14 protein-coding genes are annotated in these 16739 nt (G+C 55.5%); all 14 read left to right on the forward strand.

The window, feature by feature from the left end:
- Positions 1-23: 23 nt before the first annotated feature.
- The 14 genes from IMQ56_RS09615 (at position 24) to IMQ56_RS09680 (ending at position 16693) form a co-directional block, all read left to right on the forward strand.
- Positions 24-2402, forward strand: a complete 2379-nt coding sequence (locus IMQ56_RS09615) for a DMSO/selenate family reductase complex A subunit (protein WP_319023416.1) — start codon at positions 24-26, stop codon at positions 2400-2402.
- Complete coding sequence (locus tag IMQ56_RS09620) at positions 2399-3028, forward strand: DMSO/selenate family reductase complex B subunit (protein WP_015572168.1); 630 nt, start codon at positions 2399-2401, stop codon at positions 3026-3028. The genes IMQ56_RS09615 and IMQ56_RS09620 overlap by 4 nt, the downstream gene beginning before the upstream one ends.
- Positions 3021-3800, forward strand: coding sequence for a DmsC/YnfH family molybdoenzyme membrane anchor subunit (locus IMQ56_RS09625; RefSeq protein ID WP_032103986.1), 780 nt, complete (start codon positions 3021-3023; stop codon positions 3798-3800). The genes IMQ56_RS09620 and IMQ56_RS09625 overlap by 8 nt, the downstream gene beginning before the upstream one ends.
- Entirely contained in the window at positions 3800-4675 is an 876-nt protein-coding gene (locus IMQ56_RS09630) for a 4Fe-4S binding protein (RefSeq protein WP_108394285.1), read from the forward strand. The genes IMQ56_RS09625 and IMQ56_RS09630 overlap by 1 nt, the downstream gene beginning before the upstream one ends.
- 124 nt (positions 4676-4799) lie before the next feature.
- Positions 4800-5231, forward strand: a complete 432-nt coding sequence (ndk, locus tag IMQ56_RS09635) for a nucleoside-diphosphate kinase (RefSeq protein ID WP_003860625.1) — start codon at positions 4800-4802, stop codon at positions 5229-5231.
- Between the two features lie 147 nt (positions 5232-5378).
- The gene (locus IMQ56_RS09640) at positions 5379-6545 is read left to right on the forward strand and encodes a bifunctional tRNA (adenosine(37)-C2)-methyltransferase TrmG/ribosomal RNA large subunit methyltransferase RlmN (RefSeq protein ID WP_003860623.1); all 1167 of its coding nucleotides are present in this window, start codon (positions 5379-5381) and stop codon (positions 6543-6545) included.
- A gap of 291 nt (positions 6546-6836) precedes the next feature.
- The gene (gene rodZ, locus IMQ56_RS09645) at positions 6837-7847 is read left to right on the forward strand and encodes a cytoskeleton protein RodZ (RefSeq protein ID WP_196063797.1); all 1011 of its coding nucleotides are present in this window, start codon (positions 6837-6839) and stop codon (positions 7845-7847) included.
- 26 nt (positions 7848-7873) lie between these two features.
- Positions 7874-8992, forward strand: a complete 1119-nt coding sequence (gene ispG, locus IMQ56_RS09650) for a flavodoxin-dependent (E)-4-hydroxy-3-methylbut-2-enyl-diphosphate synthase (protein WP_017383528.1) — start codon at positions 7874-7876, stop codon at positions 8990-8992.
- Positions 8993-9073: 81 nt separating this feature from the next.
- Positions 9074-10348, forward strand: coding sequence for a histidine--tRNA ligase (gene hisS / locus IMQ56_RS09655; protein WP_196063798.1), 1275 nt, complete (start codon positions 9074-9076; stop codon positions 10346-10348).
- Positions 10349-10361: 13 nt separating this feature from the next.
- Positions 10362-10982 carry a YfgM family protein gene (locus IMQ56_RS09660; RefSeq protein ID WP_196063799.1) on the forward strand — a complete coding sequence of 207 codons (621 nt, stop codon included), beginning with the start codon at positions 10362-10364 and terminating at the stop codon, positions 10980-10982.
- 10 nt (positions 10983-10992) lie between these two features.
- Entirely contained in the window at positions 10993-12171 is a 1179-nt protein-coding gene (gene bamB / locus IMQ56_RS09665; protein WP_017383525.1) for an outer membrane protein assembly factor BamB, read from the forward strand.
- A 112-nt stretch (positions 12172-12283) separates the two neighbouring features.
- Positions 12284-13756 (forward strand): ribosome biogenesis GTPase Der, encoded by a 1473-nt coding sequence (gene der / locus IMQ56_RS09670; protein ID WP_022648998.1) that lies wholly within the window; start codon positions 12284-12286, stop codon positions 13754-13756.
- A gap of 299 nt (positions 13757-14055) precedes the next feature.
- Complete coding sequence (locus IMQ56_RS09675) at positions 14056-15597, forward strand: peptide MFS transporter (RefSeq protein WP_196063800.1); 1542 nt, start codon at positions 14056-14058, stop codon at positions 15595-15597.
- Between the two features lie 61 nt (positions 15598-15658).
- On the forward strand, positions 15659-16693 hold the full coding sequence (locus IMQ56_RS09680; protein WP_032102799.1) for a Gfo/Idh/MocA family oxidoreductase: 1035 nt from the start codon (positions 15659-15661) through the stop codon (positions 16691-16693).
- The last annotated feature ends 46 nt before the right edge of the window (positions 16694-16739 follow it).

Consider the following 16739-nt stretch of genomic DNA (forward strand, 5'->3'; position numbering starts at 1 on the left):
GTTTTTATTTGAAGGAACGAGCAATGAAAAAAAATAAACATCAGGGAGAAGGGCTTATTCCCGCCATATCCCGGCGTCAGTTTATTCAGGCAGGGTCAGCGCTCGCCGCCCTGCCGTTTGTCGTCAAAACCGGCAAAGTACAGGCACAGGGCGCGGCGGTTTCAGACGCTACGCCTGAAGAAAAAGTGGTGCAAACCTGTAGTACGTTTGACTGCGGCGGGAAGTGTGATATTCGTGCTCACGTCAGTGATGGCGTTGTGACCCGAATTTCAACGCGTCCGGATAACGCGCTGGATCCGCAGATGCCAGTAATGCGCGCCTGCGTTCGTGGTCGGGCTTATCGGAAATTTGTTTATCACCCCGATCGACTGAAATATCCAATGAAACGCGTAGGTAAACGTGGCGAAGGAAAATTCGAGCGTATTACCTGGGATGAAGCCACCACCCTCATTGCGAATCAATTAAAAACTATTACGCAAAAATACGGTGCTGCGTCACGCTATGTTCATGTGGGCACCGCGGTGTCCGGCGGGACCTTTTCCGGCGATAAAATGGTTCGTCGTCTGCTCAACTTAACCGGCGGCTATCTCGAAAGCTATCACTCGGTCAGTATGGGTAACACGGCGGCGGCAACGCCGTATACCTATGGCACCGCCGCCAGCGGCAGCTCTCTGGACACGCTGCTGGATACCAAACTGGTCATTCTCTGGGGGCATAACCCGACGGAAACCATCTTCGGGCACAGCAACCACTTCTACCAGAAGATGAAGCAAAACGGCACGCGCTTCATTGTTGTCGACCCACGCTATTCCGATACGGTTTCCTCCCTTGCCGATCAGTGGATCCCATTGCTTCCTGCCACGGACAACGCCCTGATGGACGCGATGATGTATGTGATCGTCACGGAGAATCTGCACGATCGCGACTTTATTCAACGCTACACCCTGGGCTTTGACGAAGACGCCATGCCAGAGGGCGTTCCGGCCAATGAATCCCTGATGGCTTACCTGAGCGGTGCAAAGGATGGCGTGGCGAAAACGCCTGAGTGGGCAGAGAAAATCACCCACGTGCCTGCACAAACTATTCGTCAGCTGGCGCGTGACTACGCAACCACCAAACCCGCCGCGCTGATCCAGGGCTGGGGACCGCAGCGTCACAACTGCGGCGAGCGCACCGCGCGCGGCTCGACGATACTGGCCACGCTAACGGGTAACGTCGGGGTGAAAGGCGGCTGGGCAGCAGGCTATGGCGGCTGCGCAAACCGCAAATTTGCGGCCGGGCCAGAGATGCCGGACAACCCGGTCAACGCCAAAATTTCGGTCATGAACTGGGTCCAGGCCGCGGATGATGCTTCTAAGGTAACCGCGGAAGATGGCCTGAAGGATGCTGAGAAGCTGGACAGCAATATCCGCATCCTGTTCTCGCTGGCGGGCAATTATCTGGCTAACCAGAACCCGGATCTTCATCATGCAACCCGTGTCCTGGAAGACGAGTCGAAAATCGAGTTTATCGTCGCAAGCGATCTGTTTATGACGCCGAGCGCCAGATACGCCGACCTGCTTTTGCCGGAAACCAGCTTCATGGAACGCTGGAATATCGGCGAAACCTGGGGCACGGCAAGCTATCTGATCCTGTCAGAAAAGCTGATTGAACCTGAATTTGAACGCCGTTCAGACTACGACTGGCTACGGGAGGTCGCTGCTAAGCTTGGCGTCGAGCCAGCGTTCAGCGAGGGCCGTGACGAAAAAGCGTGGATTGAGCACATCTGGGAGCAGACGCGGCTGTCCATGCCGGATGAAAACCTGCCGGACTTCGCGACGCTACAGAAGACGCGTCAGCATCTTTTCAAAAGCGCGCCGTACGTTGCCTTTGAAGACAACATTCGCGATCCGCAGAATCATCCGTTCCCGACGCCGTCCGGAAAAATTGAGATCTTCTCGAAGCGTCTGTACGACATGCAGCACCCGGAAATCCCGGCGCTGTCGCACTACGTGCCTGCCCATGAAGGGCCGGAAGACGAGCTGGTCAAAACCTTCCCGCTCCAGCTGATCACCTGGAAAGGGAAAAACCGCGCTAACTCCACCCAGTACGCCAACCCGTGGTTAATTGAGGCGCAGCAGCAAAAGCTGTGGATCAACCCGCAGGATGCGCAAAAGCGCGGCATTGCGCAGGGGGATACCGTGCGTATTCATAACGCGCGCGGCATTTGTGAGATCCCGGCGGAGGTCACGCCGCGCATCATTCCAGGCGTGGTGGCCATGCAGGCAGGCGCCTGGTGGCAGCCGGACGCGCAGGGTATCGATAAAGGCGGCTGCGCGAACGTGCTCAGTTCCGCCCGTATTACCGCGCTTGCGAAAGGGAATTCCCATCAAACCATGCTGGTGGAGGTAGCTAAAGCATGAGTCAGTTTAAACATTACGCACCGGTGAGCGACAAACAGCTGGGTTTTTATATCGACTCTTCTCGCTGCTCGGGCTGCAAGGCATGTCAGGTGGCGTGCAAAGATAAAAACAACCTTGAGGTCGGACGTCGTTTCCGTCGCGTTTATGAAGTCAACGGCGGGAGTTTTATCCCGACCGGGCAGGGCGGCGTCAGCAACAACGTTTTTGCCTACACGCTCTCTATTTCCTGTAACCACTGCGCAGACCCTGTCTGCACCAAAAACTGTCCAACCACCGCGATGCATAAGCGTCCGGGGGACGGCATTGTGCGCGTTGATACTGATAAGTGTGTCGGCTGCGGCTACTGCGCATGGTCTTGCCCTTACGGCGCGCCACAGCTCAACGAGCAGACTGGGCAGATGTCCAAATGTGATTTCTGCGTGGATCTCCAGGCGAAGGGAGAGCAGCCCGTCTGTGTGGCAACCTGTCCACTCGAAGCGATTAAATTCGGGCCGATTGATGAACTGCGGGCGAAGTATGGTGCGGTCTGTGATGTGAAAGGCCTGCCTGATTCCTCCATCACCAAACCAAACCTGGTGATCAAAGCGCATCAGGGCGCAGAGAAAGAGGGGAAACGTCATGCATGAGTTACCACTGCTGATTTTTACGTTGTTCCTGCAAGGATCGGTTGGCGTTACGCTGTGGCTGGCGTTCGGAAGCACGCAACGCAGCGCGCTGCTGCCGGCAGCCGGAGCGTTTGTGCTGGCGAGTCTGGGGCTGCTCGCCTCCGCGCTGCACATGGGCTATCCGCTTAATGCTCTTAACGCGCTGCGCCACGTATCCAGCTCCTGGCTGAGCCGTGAGATTATCTTTGCCAGTCTTTATCTTGCGGCGCTTGGCTTCGCAACGCTGCTTATGTTTGTCAAAAAGCCAGGCTGGAAGCCACTGTTGGTTGTGGCAGGTCTGGTTGGTTTAGTCGACGTGTTCTGCATGGCGCAGATCTACATGCACGCATCCGTGGTGACATGGCAGCACGTTAACACGCTGGTGCTGTTTTTCGGTTCGGTGGGGATTATCGGTTCAGCCTGCATGGCCGTTGGGACGCGTTCCCAGACTACCGTGCGTGCGGCGGTTGTCATTATCACGCTGCTGGTGCTTGTGCGTCTGGTGATGCAGCCCGTCTGGCTGGCAGATATTACGGCTATGGACAACACCGTGGTGACGTTCCCTCACGCACCGCTACAGATGCTGGAGCAACTGCGAACCGTGCATCTGCTGAGCTGGTGCGTATCCGTTGCGGGTATGCTGTGCTTTGCTGCGGGTGGTCTGAAAGCGGCGCGATCTCCCATGCTGCTGGGAAGCGCGTTGCTGATTGTCGGTGAGCTGATGCTGCGCTTCGTTTTCTTCAGTATTGGCTGATGGGCGGATTGACCTTTGCCCCGGCGATGGACGTGACGCATGCGTGCGTCCGTCGCCGTTTTCGCCACGCTTCCTGCCTCACCTGCGCGGACGTCTGCCCTGTGCAGGCTTTTTCTATTACCGACTCAGGCGTCTCGGTTGATGACAGCCGCTGTATTGAATGCGGTGACTGCCTGTTCGTCTGCCCCGCTGAGGCCATCACCGGCATCACGCCGCGAAAACGCTTTCTGTGTGGCGATACGCTTGTTGGGCCGTTTACTGACCGTGCGCCAGGGGTGAATGAGCTTCTGCTGTGGCACGCGCAGCACCACGTTCGTTTTATCAGTATCGACGCGGAGCAGAATCCTGACTGGTTGCTGGCGATTGCCCGGCTGAATCTGGCGCTTCGTCGACGCGGTGAAGCGGCGTGGGCGTTTAAACATATACCCGTCAACGAGGTTAATACCGCCCGGCGTGCGCTAATGCACGTTCCCCGTGAGGATGTCCGGGCCTGTAGCGTCGTGCCCGGTCAGCGTAAACTGCGCAGGGCGTTTTCTGCGTTTAGCGAGGCAGAGATAACTCTCGATGCCAAATCCTGCATACTGTGCGGCGCGTGCTGGCGAAGTTGTACGGAAAACGCGATTCGGTTTGAGAACGCTGAACTGGTCGTGGAAACCGGACGCTGTACGGGGTGCGGCGGCTGCGAAGCGGTATGCCAGCATGCGGCGATAAACGTGACGCAAACAGACGGGGTAGGGAAAAGCGTGACCATACCGGCATATGAAGCCGTTTGCCTGACGTGCCACCGTCATTTCTGGTCATTTACGTCTGATGAAAAGCAGTGTCCGCTCTGTTTTCATCATCAACACGGTATGCGAAATACGAGCTGTTGCTAATCTTCGTCTCATTTTAAAAAAATGTTATGCATAACCATAGGCAATGGCGCTATTGCTCTTTATAATCCGCGCCACACCATACTCAGGTATGCAAAAACAACAGAACATTTTACAGAGGTTATCAATGGCTATTGAACGTACTTTTTCCATCATCAAACCAAACGCGGTGGCAAAAAACGTTATTGGCAGCATCTTCGCTCGCTTTGAATCAGCAGGGTTTAAGATCGTTGGCACCAAAATGCTGCACCTGACCGTTGAGCAGGCTCGCGGTTTTTACGCTGAGCACGAAGGTCGCCCATTCTTTGATGGTCTGGTCGAGTTCATGACCTCTGGCCCAATCGTGGTATCCGTACTGGAAGGCGAAAACGCGGTACAGCGTCACCGCGATCTGCTGGGTGCAACCAACCCGGACAACGCGCTGGCAGGTACTCTGCGCGCCGACTATGCAGACAGCTTCACCGAGAACGGCACCCACGGTTCCGACTCTGTTGAATCTGCTGCGCGCGAAATCGCGTTCTTCTTCGCTGAAGGCGAAGTGTGCCCGCGCACTCGCTAATAATTTCGTAAATGCCGCGTGCAAACGTGGCATCCCTGCGCCAGACTTTGTACAATGCAACGCCCCGGACGAGCAGACTGCTTACCGGGGCGTTTCTTTTCAACCCACCAAGGGCCACAACGTGTAACAACGAGGCCGGAAAAAATTATGTCTGAATTAGTGAATACCTCCGAAGTCGCCATTCCTGCGGTTCCCAATAAAAATGGAAAAATTAACCTGCTGGACCTGAACCGTCAGCAGATGCGCGAGTTCTTTAAAGAGATGGGCGAGAAGCCATTTCGTGCCGATCAGGTCATGAAATGGATGTACCACTATTGCAGCGACAACTTTGATGACATGACGGACATCAACAAAGTGCTGCGCAATAAGCTTAAAGAAGTGGCGGAAATCCGCGCACCGGAAGTGGTGGAAGAGCAGCGCTCTTCAGATGGCACCATCAAGTGGGCCATTGCCGTTGGCGATCAGCGCGTTGAAACCGTGTATATCCCGGAAGACGATCGCGCCACGCTGTGCGTCTCTTCTCAGGTGGGCTGTGCGCTGGAGTGCAAATTCTGCTCTACGGCGCAGCAGGGCTTTAACCGTAACCTGCGCGTGTCGGAAATTATCGGCCAGGTCTGGCGTGCGGCGAAAATTGTGGGCGCGGCGAAAGTCACCGGTACACGTCCAATCACCAACGTGGTGATGATGGGGATGGGTGAACCGCTGCTCAACCTGACCAACGTCGTTCCGGCGATGGAAATTATGCTCGACGATTTCGGTTTTGGTCTGTCCAAGCGCCGCGTTACGCTCTCTACTTCCGGCGTTGTGCCTGCGCTGGACAAACTGGGCGACATGATTGACGTTGCGCTGGCCATCTCCCTTCACGCGCCAAACGACGCCATCCGTGACGAAATTGTGCCGATCAACAAAAAGTACAATATCGAAACCTTCCTGGCTGGCGTGCGCCGTTACCTGGAGAAATCCAACGCTAACCAGGGCCGCGTGACCATTGAATACGTGATGCTGGATCATGTTAACGACGGTACCGAGCATGCACACGAGCTGGCTGAACTGCTGAAAGATACGCCATGTAAGATCAACCTGATCCCATGGAACCCGTTCCCGGGCGCGCCGTATGGCCGTAGCTCGAACAGCCGTATCGATCGCTTCTCAAAAGTGCTGATGGAGTATGGTTTCACCACCATCGTCCGTAAAACGCGTGGTGACGATATCGACGCAGCCTGTGGTCAGCTGGCGGGTGACGTTATTGACCGTACCAAACGTACGCTGCGTAAGCGTATGCAGGGTGAGTCAATCGCGGTTAAAACCGTTTGATTATTATGCAGACACGGCGCGTTTTTTGCGCCGTGAAGCATTAATTTACTGAATATTCAGTCACAATCATTATGACTGATTAATAATTACGGTGCGTTTCATACGACTTTCGGGCAGTATGTAACGACGTAACAACAGTTTAGCGTGAAGGCCTGCCAGCGCTGTCATCTGCGGCCCGACAGTCTTATACTGTTTGTTCCAGGTTAACTGACCTAAAGTTTCGCGGTGCGGGTGGCATTGTGACTCACCGGCACCTGAACCCTTATTTTCACGTACCAGTAGTTGTAGCGAATGAATACTGAAGCCACTCACGATCAAAATGCAGCACTCTCCACTGGCGTTCGTCTTCGCAACGCCCGTGAACAACTCGGACTCAGCCAGCAAGCCGTTGCAGAACGCCTGTGCCTGAAGGTTTCCACCGTTCGCGATATTGAAGAAGATAAGGCACCCGCCGATCTGGCTTCAACATTTCTGCGCGGTTATATCCGTTCTTACGCCAAACTGGTTCATATCCCTGAAGACGAATTAATGCCGATGATGGAGAAGCAGGCGCCTGTGCGTGCGGCAAAAGTTGCGCCGATGCAGAGCTTCTCTCTGGGTAAACGTCGTAAAAAACGCGATGGCTGGCTGATGAGCTTTACCTGGCTGGTCCTGTTCGTGGTTGTCGGCCTGACGGGCGCATGGTGGTGGCAAAACCACAAAGCGCAGCAGGAAGAGATCACGACGATGGCCGATCAGTCCTCCGCTGAGCTCAATCAGTCTGGTAATAACGGCGCGCAAAGCGTGCCGCTGAGCACCGAAGGAGCTGCGACCTCCAGCGAACCTCAAGCGGCAGCAAGCAGCACGCCTGCAACCGAGCCAGCGACGACGCCAGAAGCGACGGCGAATACCGCACCAGCCACCCAGGCCCAGGATCAGAACGCGGTCGTATCACCTTCACAGGCCAATGTTGATACCGCCCCTGCGGCAACGGCACCGGCAGATAACACCGCGGCGTCACTGCCAACTGACCCGGCGGGTACGGCGGCACCTGCCGTTGACCCGAATGCGCTGGTGATGAATTTCACGGCGGATTGCTGGCTGGAAGTGACTGATGCGACAGGTAAAAAGCTGTTCAGCGGCCTGCAACGTAAAGATGGCACGTTAAATCTAACGGGCCAGGCACCTTACAAGCTTAAAATCGGCGCACCGGCAGCGGTACAGATCCAGTATCAAGGAAAACCTGTCGATCTGAGCCGCTTTATCAGAACTAACCAGGTTGCGCGTCTTACCGTTAATGCCGAACAATCAGCAGCACAGTAACAGACGGGCAATGCGGGAGATTTTACATGCATAACCAGGCTCCTATTCAACGTAGAAAATCGAAACGGATTTACGTTGGGAACGTGCCAGTCGGCGATGGGGCGCCTATCGCCGTCCAGTCGATGACCAATACGCGTACTACGGATGTAGAAGCGACGGTCAATCAAATCAAAGCATTAGAACGCGTAGGCGCGGACATTGTTCGCGTCTCTGTACCGACCATGGATGCCGCCGAGGCGTTCAAACTGATCAAGCAGCAGGTGAGCGTTCCGCTGGTTGCCGATATTCACTTCGATTACCGTATCGCGCTGAAAGTCGCTGAATATGGTGTCGATTGCCTGCGTATTAACCCAGGCAACATCGGCAACGAAGAGCGCATTCGCATGGTGGTTGACTGCGCCCGCGACAAAAACATTCCAATCCGTATCGGCGTGAACGCTGGCTCTCTGGAAAAAGATCTCCAGGAAAAGTACGGTGAGCCGACGCCGCAGGCGCTGCTCGAATCCGCAATGCGTCACGTCGATCATCTGGATCGCCTTAACTTCGATCAGTTTAAAGTGAGCGTGAAAGCGTCTGACGTCTTCCTGGCCGTTGAATCGTATCGTCTGCTGGCAAAACAGATCGATCAGCCGCTCCACCTTGGGATCACCGAGGCGGGCGGTCTGCGCAGCGGTTCGGTAAAATCGGCGATTGGTCTCGGCCTGCTGCTCTCTGAAGGCATCGGCGACACGTTACGCGTCTCCCTGGCCGCCGATCCGGTGGAAGAGATCAAAGTCGGTTTCGACATCCTGAAATCACTGCGTATCCGCGCGCGTGGGATCAACTTCATTGCCTGCCCAACCTGTTCACGTCAGGAGTTTGACGTGATCGGCACCGTGAATGCTCTGGAGCAGCGCCTGGAAGACATCATCACCCCGATGGACGTTTCCATCATCGGCTGCGTGGTGAACGGTCCGGGTGAAGCGCTGGTGTCCACGCTGGGCGTTACCGGCGGTAACAAGAAAAGTGGTCTCTATGAAGATGGTGTTCGTAAAGATCGTCTGGATAATAGTGATATGATCGACCAGCTCGAAGCCCGGATTCGCGCGAAAGCGACGATGATGGACGAAGCGAAGCGCATCAGCGTTCAGCAGGTTGAAAAATAACGTGATGGGAAGCAGGCTGCTTCCCATGTATGATTGAACCCATTCTTTGGGTTCTTTTTTGTATATAGAAAGAGAATAAACGTGGCAAAAAACATTCAAGCCATCCGCGGCATGAACGATTATCTGCCTGGCGAAACCGCCATCTGGCAGCGCATTGAAGGCACACTGAAGCAGGTGCTCGGCAGCTACGGTTACAGCGAAATTCGTTTGCCGATTGTAGAGCAGACCCCGTTATTCAAACGCGCGATCGGCGAAGTAACCGACGTGGTTGAAAAAGAGATGTACACCTTTGAGGATCGCAACGGCGACAGCCTGACCCTGCGTCCTGAGGGGACGGCGGGTTGCGTACGCGCCGGCATCGAACATGGTCTCCTGTACAATCAGGAGCAGCGCCTGTGGTATATCGGCCCGATGTTCCGCCACGAACGTCCGCAAAAAGGCCGCTACCGTCAGTTCAACCAGCTTGGCGTGGAAGTGTTTGGTCTGCAAGGACCAGATATCGATGCTGAGCTGATTATGCTTACTGCCCGCTGGTGGCGTGCGCTCGGTATTTCTGAGCACGTTTCCCTGGAGCTGAACTCTATCGGTTCTCTGGAAGCGCGTGCGAACTATCGCGATGCGCTGGTGGCGTTCCTGGAACAGCACAAAGAGAAGCTCGACGAAGACTGTAAGCGTCGTATGTACAGCAACCCGCTGCGCGTACTTGATTCCAAAAACCCTGACGTACAGGCGCTGCTGAACGTTGCGCCAGCGCTGGGTGACTACCTGGATGAGGACTCCCGCGAACACTTTGCCGGCCTGTGCAAGCTGCTTGAAGCGGCGGGCATTGCTTATACCGTTAACCAGCGTCTGGTGCGCGGTCTGGACTACTACAACCGCACCGTATTTGAGTGGGTCACCACCAGCCTCGGTTCGCAGGGCACCGTCTGTGCCGGCGGTCGTTATGACGGACTGGTCGAGCAACTGGGTGGTCGTGCAGCACCGGCTGTAGGCTTCGCGATGGGCCTTGAGCGACTTGTTTTGCTGGTTCAGGCAGTTAATCCGGAATTTAAAGCCGATCCTGTTGTCGATATATACCTGGTGGCTTCAGGTGCGGATACGCAGTCTGCGGCGATGCAGCTTGCCGAACGCGTGCGCGATGCGCTGCCGGACGTTAAGCTGATGACCAACCACGGCGGCGGCAACTTTAAAAAACAGTTTGCTCGTGCCGATAAGTGGGGCGCAAGTATCGCACTGGTGCTGGGTGAGTCCGAAGTGGCCAACGGCGAAGTGGTAGTCAAAGACCTGCGCTCTGGTGAGCAAACTACGGTAACGCAGGATGGCGTTGCGGCGCACTTGCGCACTCTATTGGGCTAAGGAGAAGGACTGCGTGGAAATTTACGAGAACGAACACGACCAGGTTGATGCGGTTAAGCGCTTCTTTGCTGAAAACGGCAAGGCACTGGTTGTAGGGGTTATTTTAGGTGTTGGTGCGCTGGTAGGCTGGCGTTACTGGAACAATCATCAGGCTGACTCTGCTCGCGGTTCGTCCCTGAACTACGAAAATACCGTTAGCGCAATCCGTGCCGATCAGCCGCAAACGTTGACGGCTGCGGAGAAATTTGCCGCTGACAACAAAAACACCTACGGCGCGCTGGCTGCGCTGGAAGTGGCTCAGCAGTATGTTGATAAAAACGAACTGGACAAAGCCGCTGCGCAACTGTCTAAGGGGCTTGCTGCTGCCAGTGACGAAAATCTGAAAGCGGTGATCAATCTGCGTCTGGCGCGTATCCAGGTTCAGCAGAAAAAAGCCGACGACGCGCTGAAAACGCTTGATACCATCAAAGGCGAAGGCTTTGCCGCTATTGTTGCCGATCTTCGCGGTGAAGCACTGCTGAGTAAAGGTGATAAAGCGGGCGCGCGTAAAGCGTGGCAAGCTGGCGTGGATAGTAAAGCTTCACCTGCGCTGAGCGAAATGATGCAGATGAAAATAAATAATTTGTCCGTCTGAGAGGGACCCAATGCAATTGCGTAAATTACTTCTGCCAGGACTGCTTTCTGTTACGTTATTGAGTGGTTGTTCACTGTTCAGTGGCGAAGAAGACGTTGTTAAAATGTCCCCGCTGCCGACGGTTGAAAACCAGTTCACCCCATCCACCGCCTGGGACACCTCCGTGGGTGATGGTATTGGCGATTTTTATTCCAACCTGCACCCGGCATTTGCTGACGGCGTTGTCTATGCGGCCGATCGCAAAGGCACCGTTAAAGCGCTGAACGCTGATGACGGAAAAGAAGTGTGGTCCATTAACCTGGCGGAAAAAGACGGCTGGTTCTCCCGTAAACCTGCACTGCTTTCTGGCGGCCTGACCGTTGCTGGCGGTCACGTGTATGTGGGCAGCGAAAAAGCGCAGGTTTACGCGCTGAATGCCAGCGACGGTTCGGTTGCATGGCAGACCACCGTTGCCGGTGAATCCTTGTCGCGTCCGGTTGTCAGCGACGGCCTGGTGCTGATCCATACCAGCAACGGCCAGTTGCAGGCGCTGAACGAAGCCGATGGTCTGGTAAAATGGACGGTTAACCTGGATATGCCAGCGCTGTCTCTGCGTGGCGAATCTGCTCCGGCGACCGCCTTTGGCGCCGCCATTGTGGGCGGTGACAACGGCCGTGTCAGCGCGGTACTGATGCAGCAGGGCCAGATGATCTGGCAGCAGCGTATTTCCCAGGCGACCGGTTCAACTGAAATTGACCGTCTGAGTGACGTGGACACCACGCCAGTTATCGTCGACGGTGTGGTTTACGCGCTGGCATACAACGGCAACCTGACGGCGCTGGACCTGCGTAGCGGCCAGATCATGTGGAAACGTGAGCTGGGTTCCGTGAACGATTTCATCGTCGACGGCAACCGTATTTATATGGTGGATCAGAACGACCGTCTGCTGGCGCTGAGCACCGAAGGTGGCGTGACGCTGTGGACGCAGAGCGATCTGCTGCACCGTCTGCTGACCGCACCGGCACTGTATAACGGCAGCCTGGTGGTGGGCGACAGCGAAGGCTATATGCACTGGATCGATCCAGAGAATGGTCGCTTCGTGGCACAGCAGAAAGTGGATAGCTCAGGCTTCCTGACGGAGCCCGTTGTGGCTGACGGCAAACTGCTGATTCAGGCAAAAGACGGCACGCTGTACGCGATCACGCGTTAATTACACGGCGGTTGTAGTATACTAAACGGCTCCTGTTCACTCAGGAGCCGTTTTGACATTTTTAAAAACGCTGCGAAAGCGACGTTATTTTGAATTTTATGAGGCTTCAAACATGGTACCTGTGGTCGCGCTTGTCGGGCGCCCTAACGTTGGAAAATCCACTCTTTTTAACCGTTTAACACGCACCCGTGATGCGCTGGTTGCGGATTTCCCGGGGCTGACGCGTGACCGTAAGTACGGTCGTGCAGAGGTGGAAGGACGCGAGTTCATCTGTATCGATACCGGGGGTATTGACGGTACGGAAGACGGCGTAGAAACCCGCATGGCAGAGCAATCTCTGCTGGCTATCGAAGAAGCGGATGTGGTTCTGTTTATGGTGGATGCTCGCGCTGGCCTGATGCCCGCGGATTCTGCTATCGCTAAACATCTGCGTTCACGCGAAAAGCCAACCTTCCTGGTGGCGAACAAAACTGACGGCATCGATGCCGATCAGGCTGTTGCGGATTTCTGGTCTTTAGGCCTGGGCGATATTTATCCTATCGCGGCCTCGCATGGTCGTGGCGTTACCAGCCTGCTGGAAACCGTTCTGCTGCCGTGGGTAGATGAAGTGAACCCGCCGGAAGAGGTGGACGAGGACGCTGAATACTGGGCGCAGTTTGAAGCCGGAGAGGAAGGCGAGGAAGAGCCGGAAGACGACTTCAACCCGCAGGATCTGCCTATCAAGCTGGCTATCGTGGGTCGCCCAAACGTAGGTAAGTCTACGCTTACTAACCGTATTCTCGGTGAAGAGCGCGTGGTGGTTTACGACATGCCAGGCACAACGCGTGACAGCATTTACATTCCAATGCAGCGCGATGAACGTGAGTACGTACTTATCGACACCGCAGGGGTGCGTAAGCGCGGGAAAATCACCGATGTGGTAGAAAAATTCTCGGTGATCAAAACCCTTCAGGCGATTGAAGACGCCAACGTGGTGCTGCTGGTCATCGACGCACGTGAAGGTATCTCCGATCAGGATCTCTCTCTGCTCGGCTTTATCCTCAATAGTGGGCGCTCGCTGGTTATCGTCGTCAACAAGTGGGACGGGCTGAGCAATGAAGTGCGCGAGCAGGTGAAAGAGACGCTGGACTTCCGTCTGGGCTTTATCGACTTTGCCCGCGTTCACTTCATCTCTGCCCTGCACGGGAGTGGTGTTGGCAACCTGTTCGAATCCGTTCGTGAAGCCTATGACAGCTCTACCCGCCGTCAGAGCACGGCGATGCTGACCCGTATCATGAACATGGCTGCTGAAGACCACCAGCCGCCGCTGGTGCGCGGTCGTCGCGTGAAGCTGAAATATGCTCACGCCGGGGGGTATAACCCGCCTATCGTGGTGATCCACGGTAACCAGGTGAAGGATCTGCCGGACTCCTACAAACGCTACCTGATGAACTACTTCCGCAAGTCGCTGGACGTGATGGGTACGCCTATCCGTATTCAGTTCAAGGAAGGGGAGAACCCGTTTGCGAATAAACGCAACACCCTGACGCCGAACCAGATGCGTAAGCGTAAGCGTTTGATTAAGCACATTAAGAAAAGCAAATAATTCTTACCGAACTCACTAAAACCCGCGCCTGTCGCGGGTTTTTTTCGCCCATTCAAAAGGCCTGCCTTCCCTGTGTGATGTCAATCACTATTCGCTTTTAACCATGTTTATATCTAAGAAAGTAGACAATCATCGAATTTTCGTCTTAAAGTCCAGGGTTCGGTACTAGACAAAACTAGCGCCTGGTTATCAAATGGTTAACCAACATTTCGCCGCATGTAAAAAATCGATCGGATACGTAACCGTTCGGCGTACATGCTGGTGTTTACAAGCACGACACATACCTTTTCGGGAGAATTATGCAATCCTCTGTTAATCAAAAAAAGAGCCGAACCTTCTTCGGCCATCCTTATCCGCTCGGTTCGCTGTTCTTCACCGAGATGTGGGAGCGTTTTTCGTTTTACGGTATTCGCCCGCTACTGATTCTGTTTATGGCCGCCACCGTGTATGACGGCGGAATGGGCCTGGCGCGTGAAAACGCCTCGGCGATTGTCGGCATCTTTGCCGGCACCATGTACCTCGCTGCGCTGCCGGGCGGCTGGCTGGCGGATAACTGGCTCGGCCAGCAGCGGGCCGTCTGGTACGGTTCGATTTTGATTGCGCTCGGGCACCTGTCGATCGCCCTGTCGGCCATCATGGGCGACAACCTGTTCTTCATCGGCCTGATGTTTATCGTGCTCGGCTCCGGCCTGTTCAAGACCTGTATCTCGGTCATGGTCGGCACCCTGTATAAAAAAGGCGATGCGCGTCGTGACGGCGGTTTCTCGCTGTTCTATATGGGCATCAACATGGGCTCGTTCATTGCCCCTCTGATTTCCGGCTGGCTGATTAAAACCCACGGCTGGCACTGGGGCTTTGGTATCGGTGGTATCGGGATGCTGGTCGCCCTGATTATCTTCCGCGTGTTTGCCGTTCCGGCCATGAAGCGCTACGACAGTGAAGTCGGTCTGGACTCCACCTGGAACAGTCCGGTAGTGAAACGTAACGGCGTGGGTGCCTGGCTGCTGGCGCTGGCTGTGGGTGTTGCACTCATCGTAACGTTGATTGCCCAGGGCGTGATTGTGATTAATCCGGTCGCGGTCGCCAGCGTGTTGGTGTATGTGATTGCCGCCTCCGTCGCGCTCTACTTCATCTATCTGTTCATCTTCGCCGGGCTGAATCACAAAGAGCGCGCAAGGCTGCTGGTGTGCTTTATTCTGCTGGTCTCCGCCGCGTTCTTCTGGTCCGCGTTCGAGCAGAAGCCAACCTCCTTCAACCTGTTCGCCAACGACTACACTAACCGCATGATCGGTGATTTTGAGATCCCGGCGGTGTGGTTCCAGTCGATCAATGCCCTGTTCATCATTCTGCTGGCCCCGGTATTTAGCTGGGCATGGCCGAAGCTGGCGAGCAAAAACATTCGTCCGAGCAGCATCACCAAGTTCGTGATCGGCATTCTGTGCGCGGCGGCGGGCTTTGGCCTGATGATGCTGGCGGCGCAGAACGTGCTGAGCAACGGTGGGGCAGGGGTTTCTCCGTTCTGGCTGGTGGGCAGTATCCTGATGCTGACGCTCGGGGAACTGTGCCTGAGTCCGATTGGTCTGGCGACCATGACCCTGCTGGCGCCGGAGAGAATGCGCGGCCAGATGATGGGCCTGTGGTTCTGCGCCAGTGCGCTGGGTAACCTGGCTGCGGGGCTGATTGGTGGTCACGTGAAGGCCGACCAGCTGGATATGCTGCCAGACCTCTTTGCCCGTTGCTCCATTGCGCTGCTGATTTGTGCTGCGGTGCTGATCGTCCTCATTGTTCCGGTGCGCCGCATGCTGGAAAATGCGCAGACTAAACCGGCCGCTAACGCCTGATAAACCTCGACCTTGCCGGGGTGGCGTTATGCCCCGGCAATTGACTTAACGAGGTAAGAACATGCTGTTAGGGTTTGTTGGGCTTGGTGCAGTGGTTGAAACGGCTTACTTACCGGCAATACGAAATCTTTTTCCTGATACTCCGCGCTGTTTAGGTTTTGATATTCATCCCGAGAAGCAGCCTGAAGGGGTCACACGTTGCGCGTCGCTCGGTGAACTTCTTTCCCACCCGCTGGATACCCTGTTTATCACCACTTCCTCCCTGTACCATCTCGAGGTACTTGAGCAGGCGCTGGCCTCACCCGCGTCGCGTATTGTGGTAGAAAAACCGATTGTCGCCACGCTGCCCCAAATTGAAAAACTGAAAGCGCTGCTGGCTCAACCGGGAGCCGCCGACCGCGTGCTGGCGCTCGATCACTGGATGGCGCGTCTCGATAGCGTAAAGCAATCACTGGTCGCTCATGTTTCTGACATCGTCAAAATCGAAGGTTTTTTGCAGGAGCCAAGCGGGTATAACGCCGAAGGAGAGCCCATTGCGCTCAACTTCGCCACCGGCGAGCCAGACGCGCGAACGCTTCGCCATCCAGATGGTGTGATTCTGGATATCGGTACGCACGTGCTGGCGATGCTGCGTGAAACGGTGCTTTACCTGGGCGGCAGTGACGATATGACGTTGCAGGTGGTGACAGCAAAAGACCGCCTGGGCCGCGAAATCGCAACGGGCGATCTGACCACGGCGGAAGGCGAGGCGCATTTGCAGGGAAGCATCAGCGGCGTGCCGGTGGACATCTGGCTTAACAAATACGCGGGACCTGCGGGCGGGCAAAAGGGATTACGCTTCCATTTGCGCGACGGGCGTATCGTCAGCCACGACCGACGCGGCGCAGAAGATGTGCTGGAGCTGATTAAGGGTAAAGAAATTCAGCGCTGGCATATTCCCGGTACGATCTACGAGCATTGCCTTGCGGAGCATATTCTGGGGGCAAAAAGTCTCTTTGAACGGGATCCGCACCAGGTGAGCCGCACGACGCGCCGCAGGGTCGAGGAGGTGACGCTGCTGCTGACCTTACAGCAACAGTTGCGTGGCCCGCACTGAACGCGACGTGGTAAAATTATCGCAGACCTGAACGCTTTGAAGGAGT

The organism is Enterobacter sp. Res13-Sevr-PEC09-46 (assembly GCF_015672585.1).
Lineage (GTDB): Bacteria > Pseudomonadota > Gammaproteobacteria > Enterobacterales > Enterobacteriaceae > Enterobacter > Enterobacter hormaechei_C.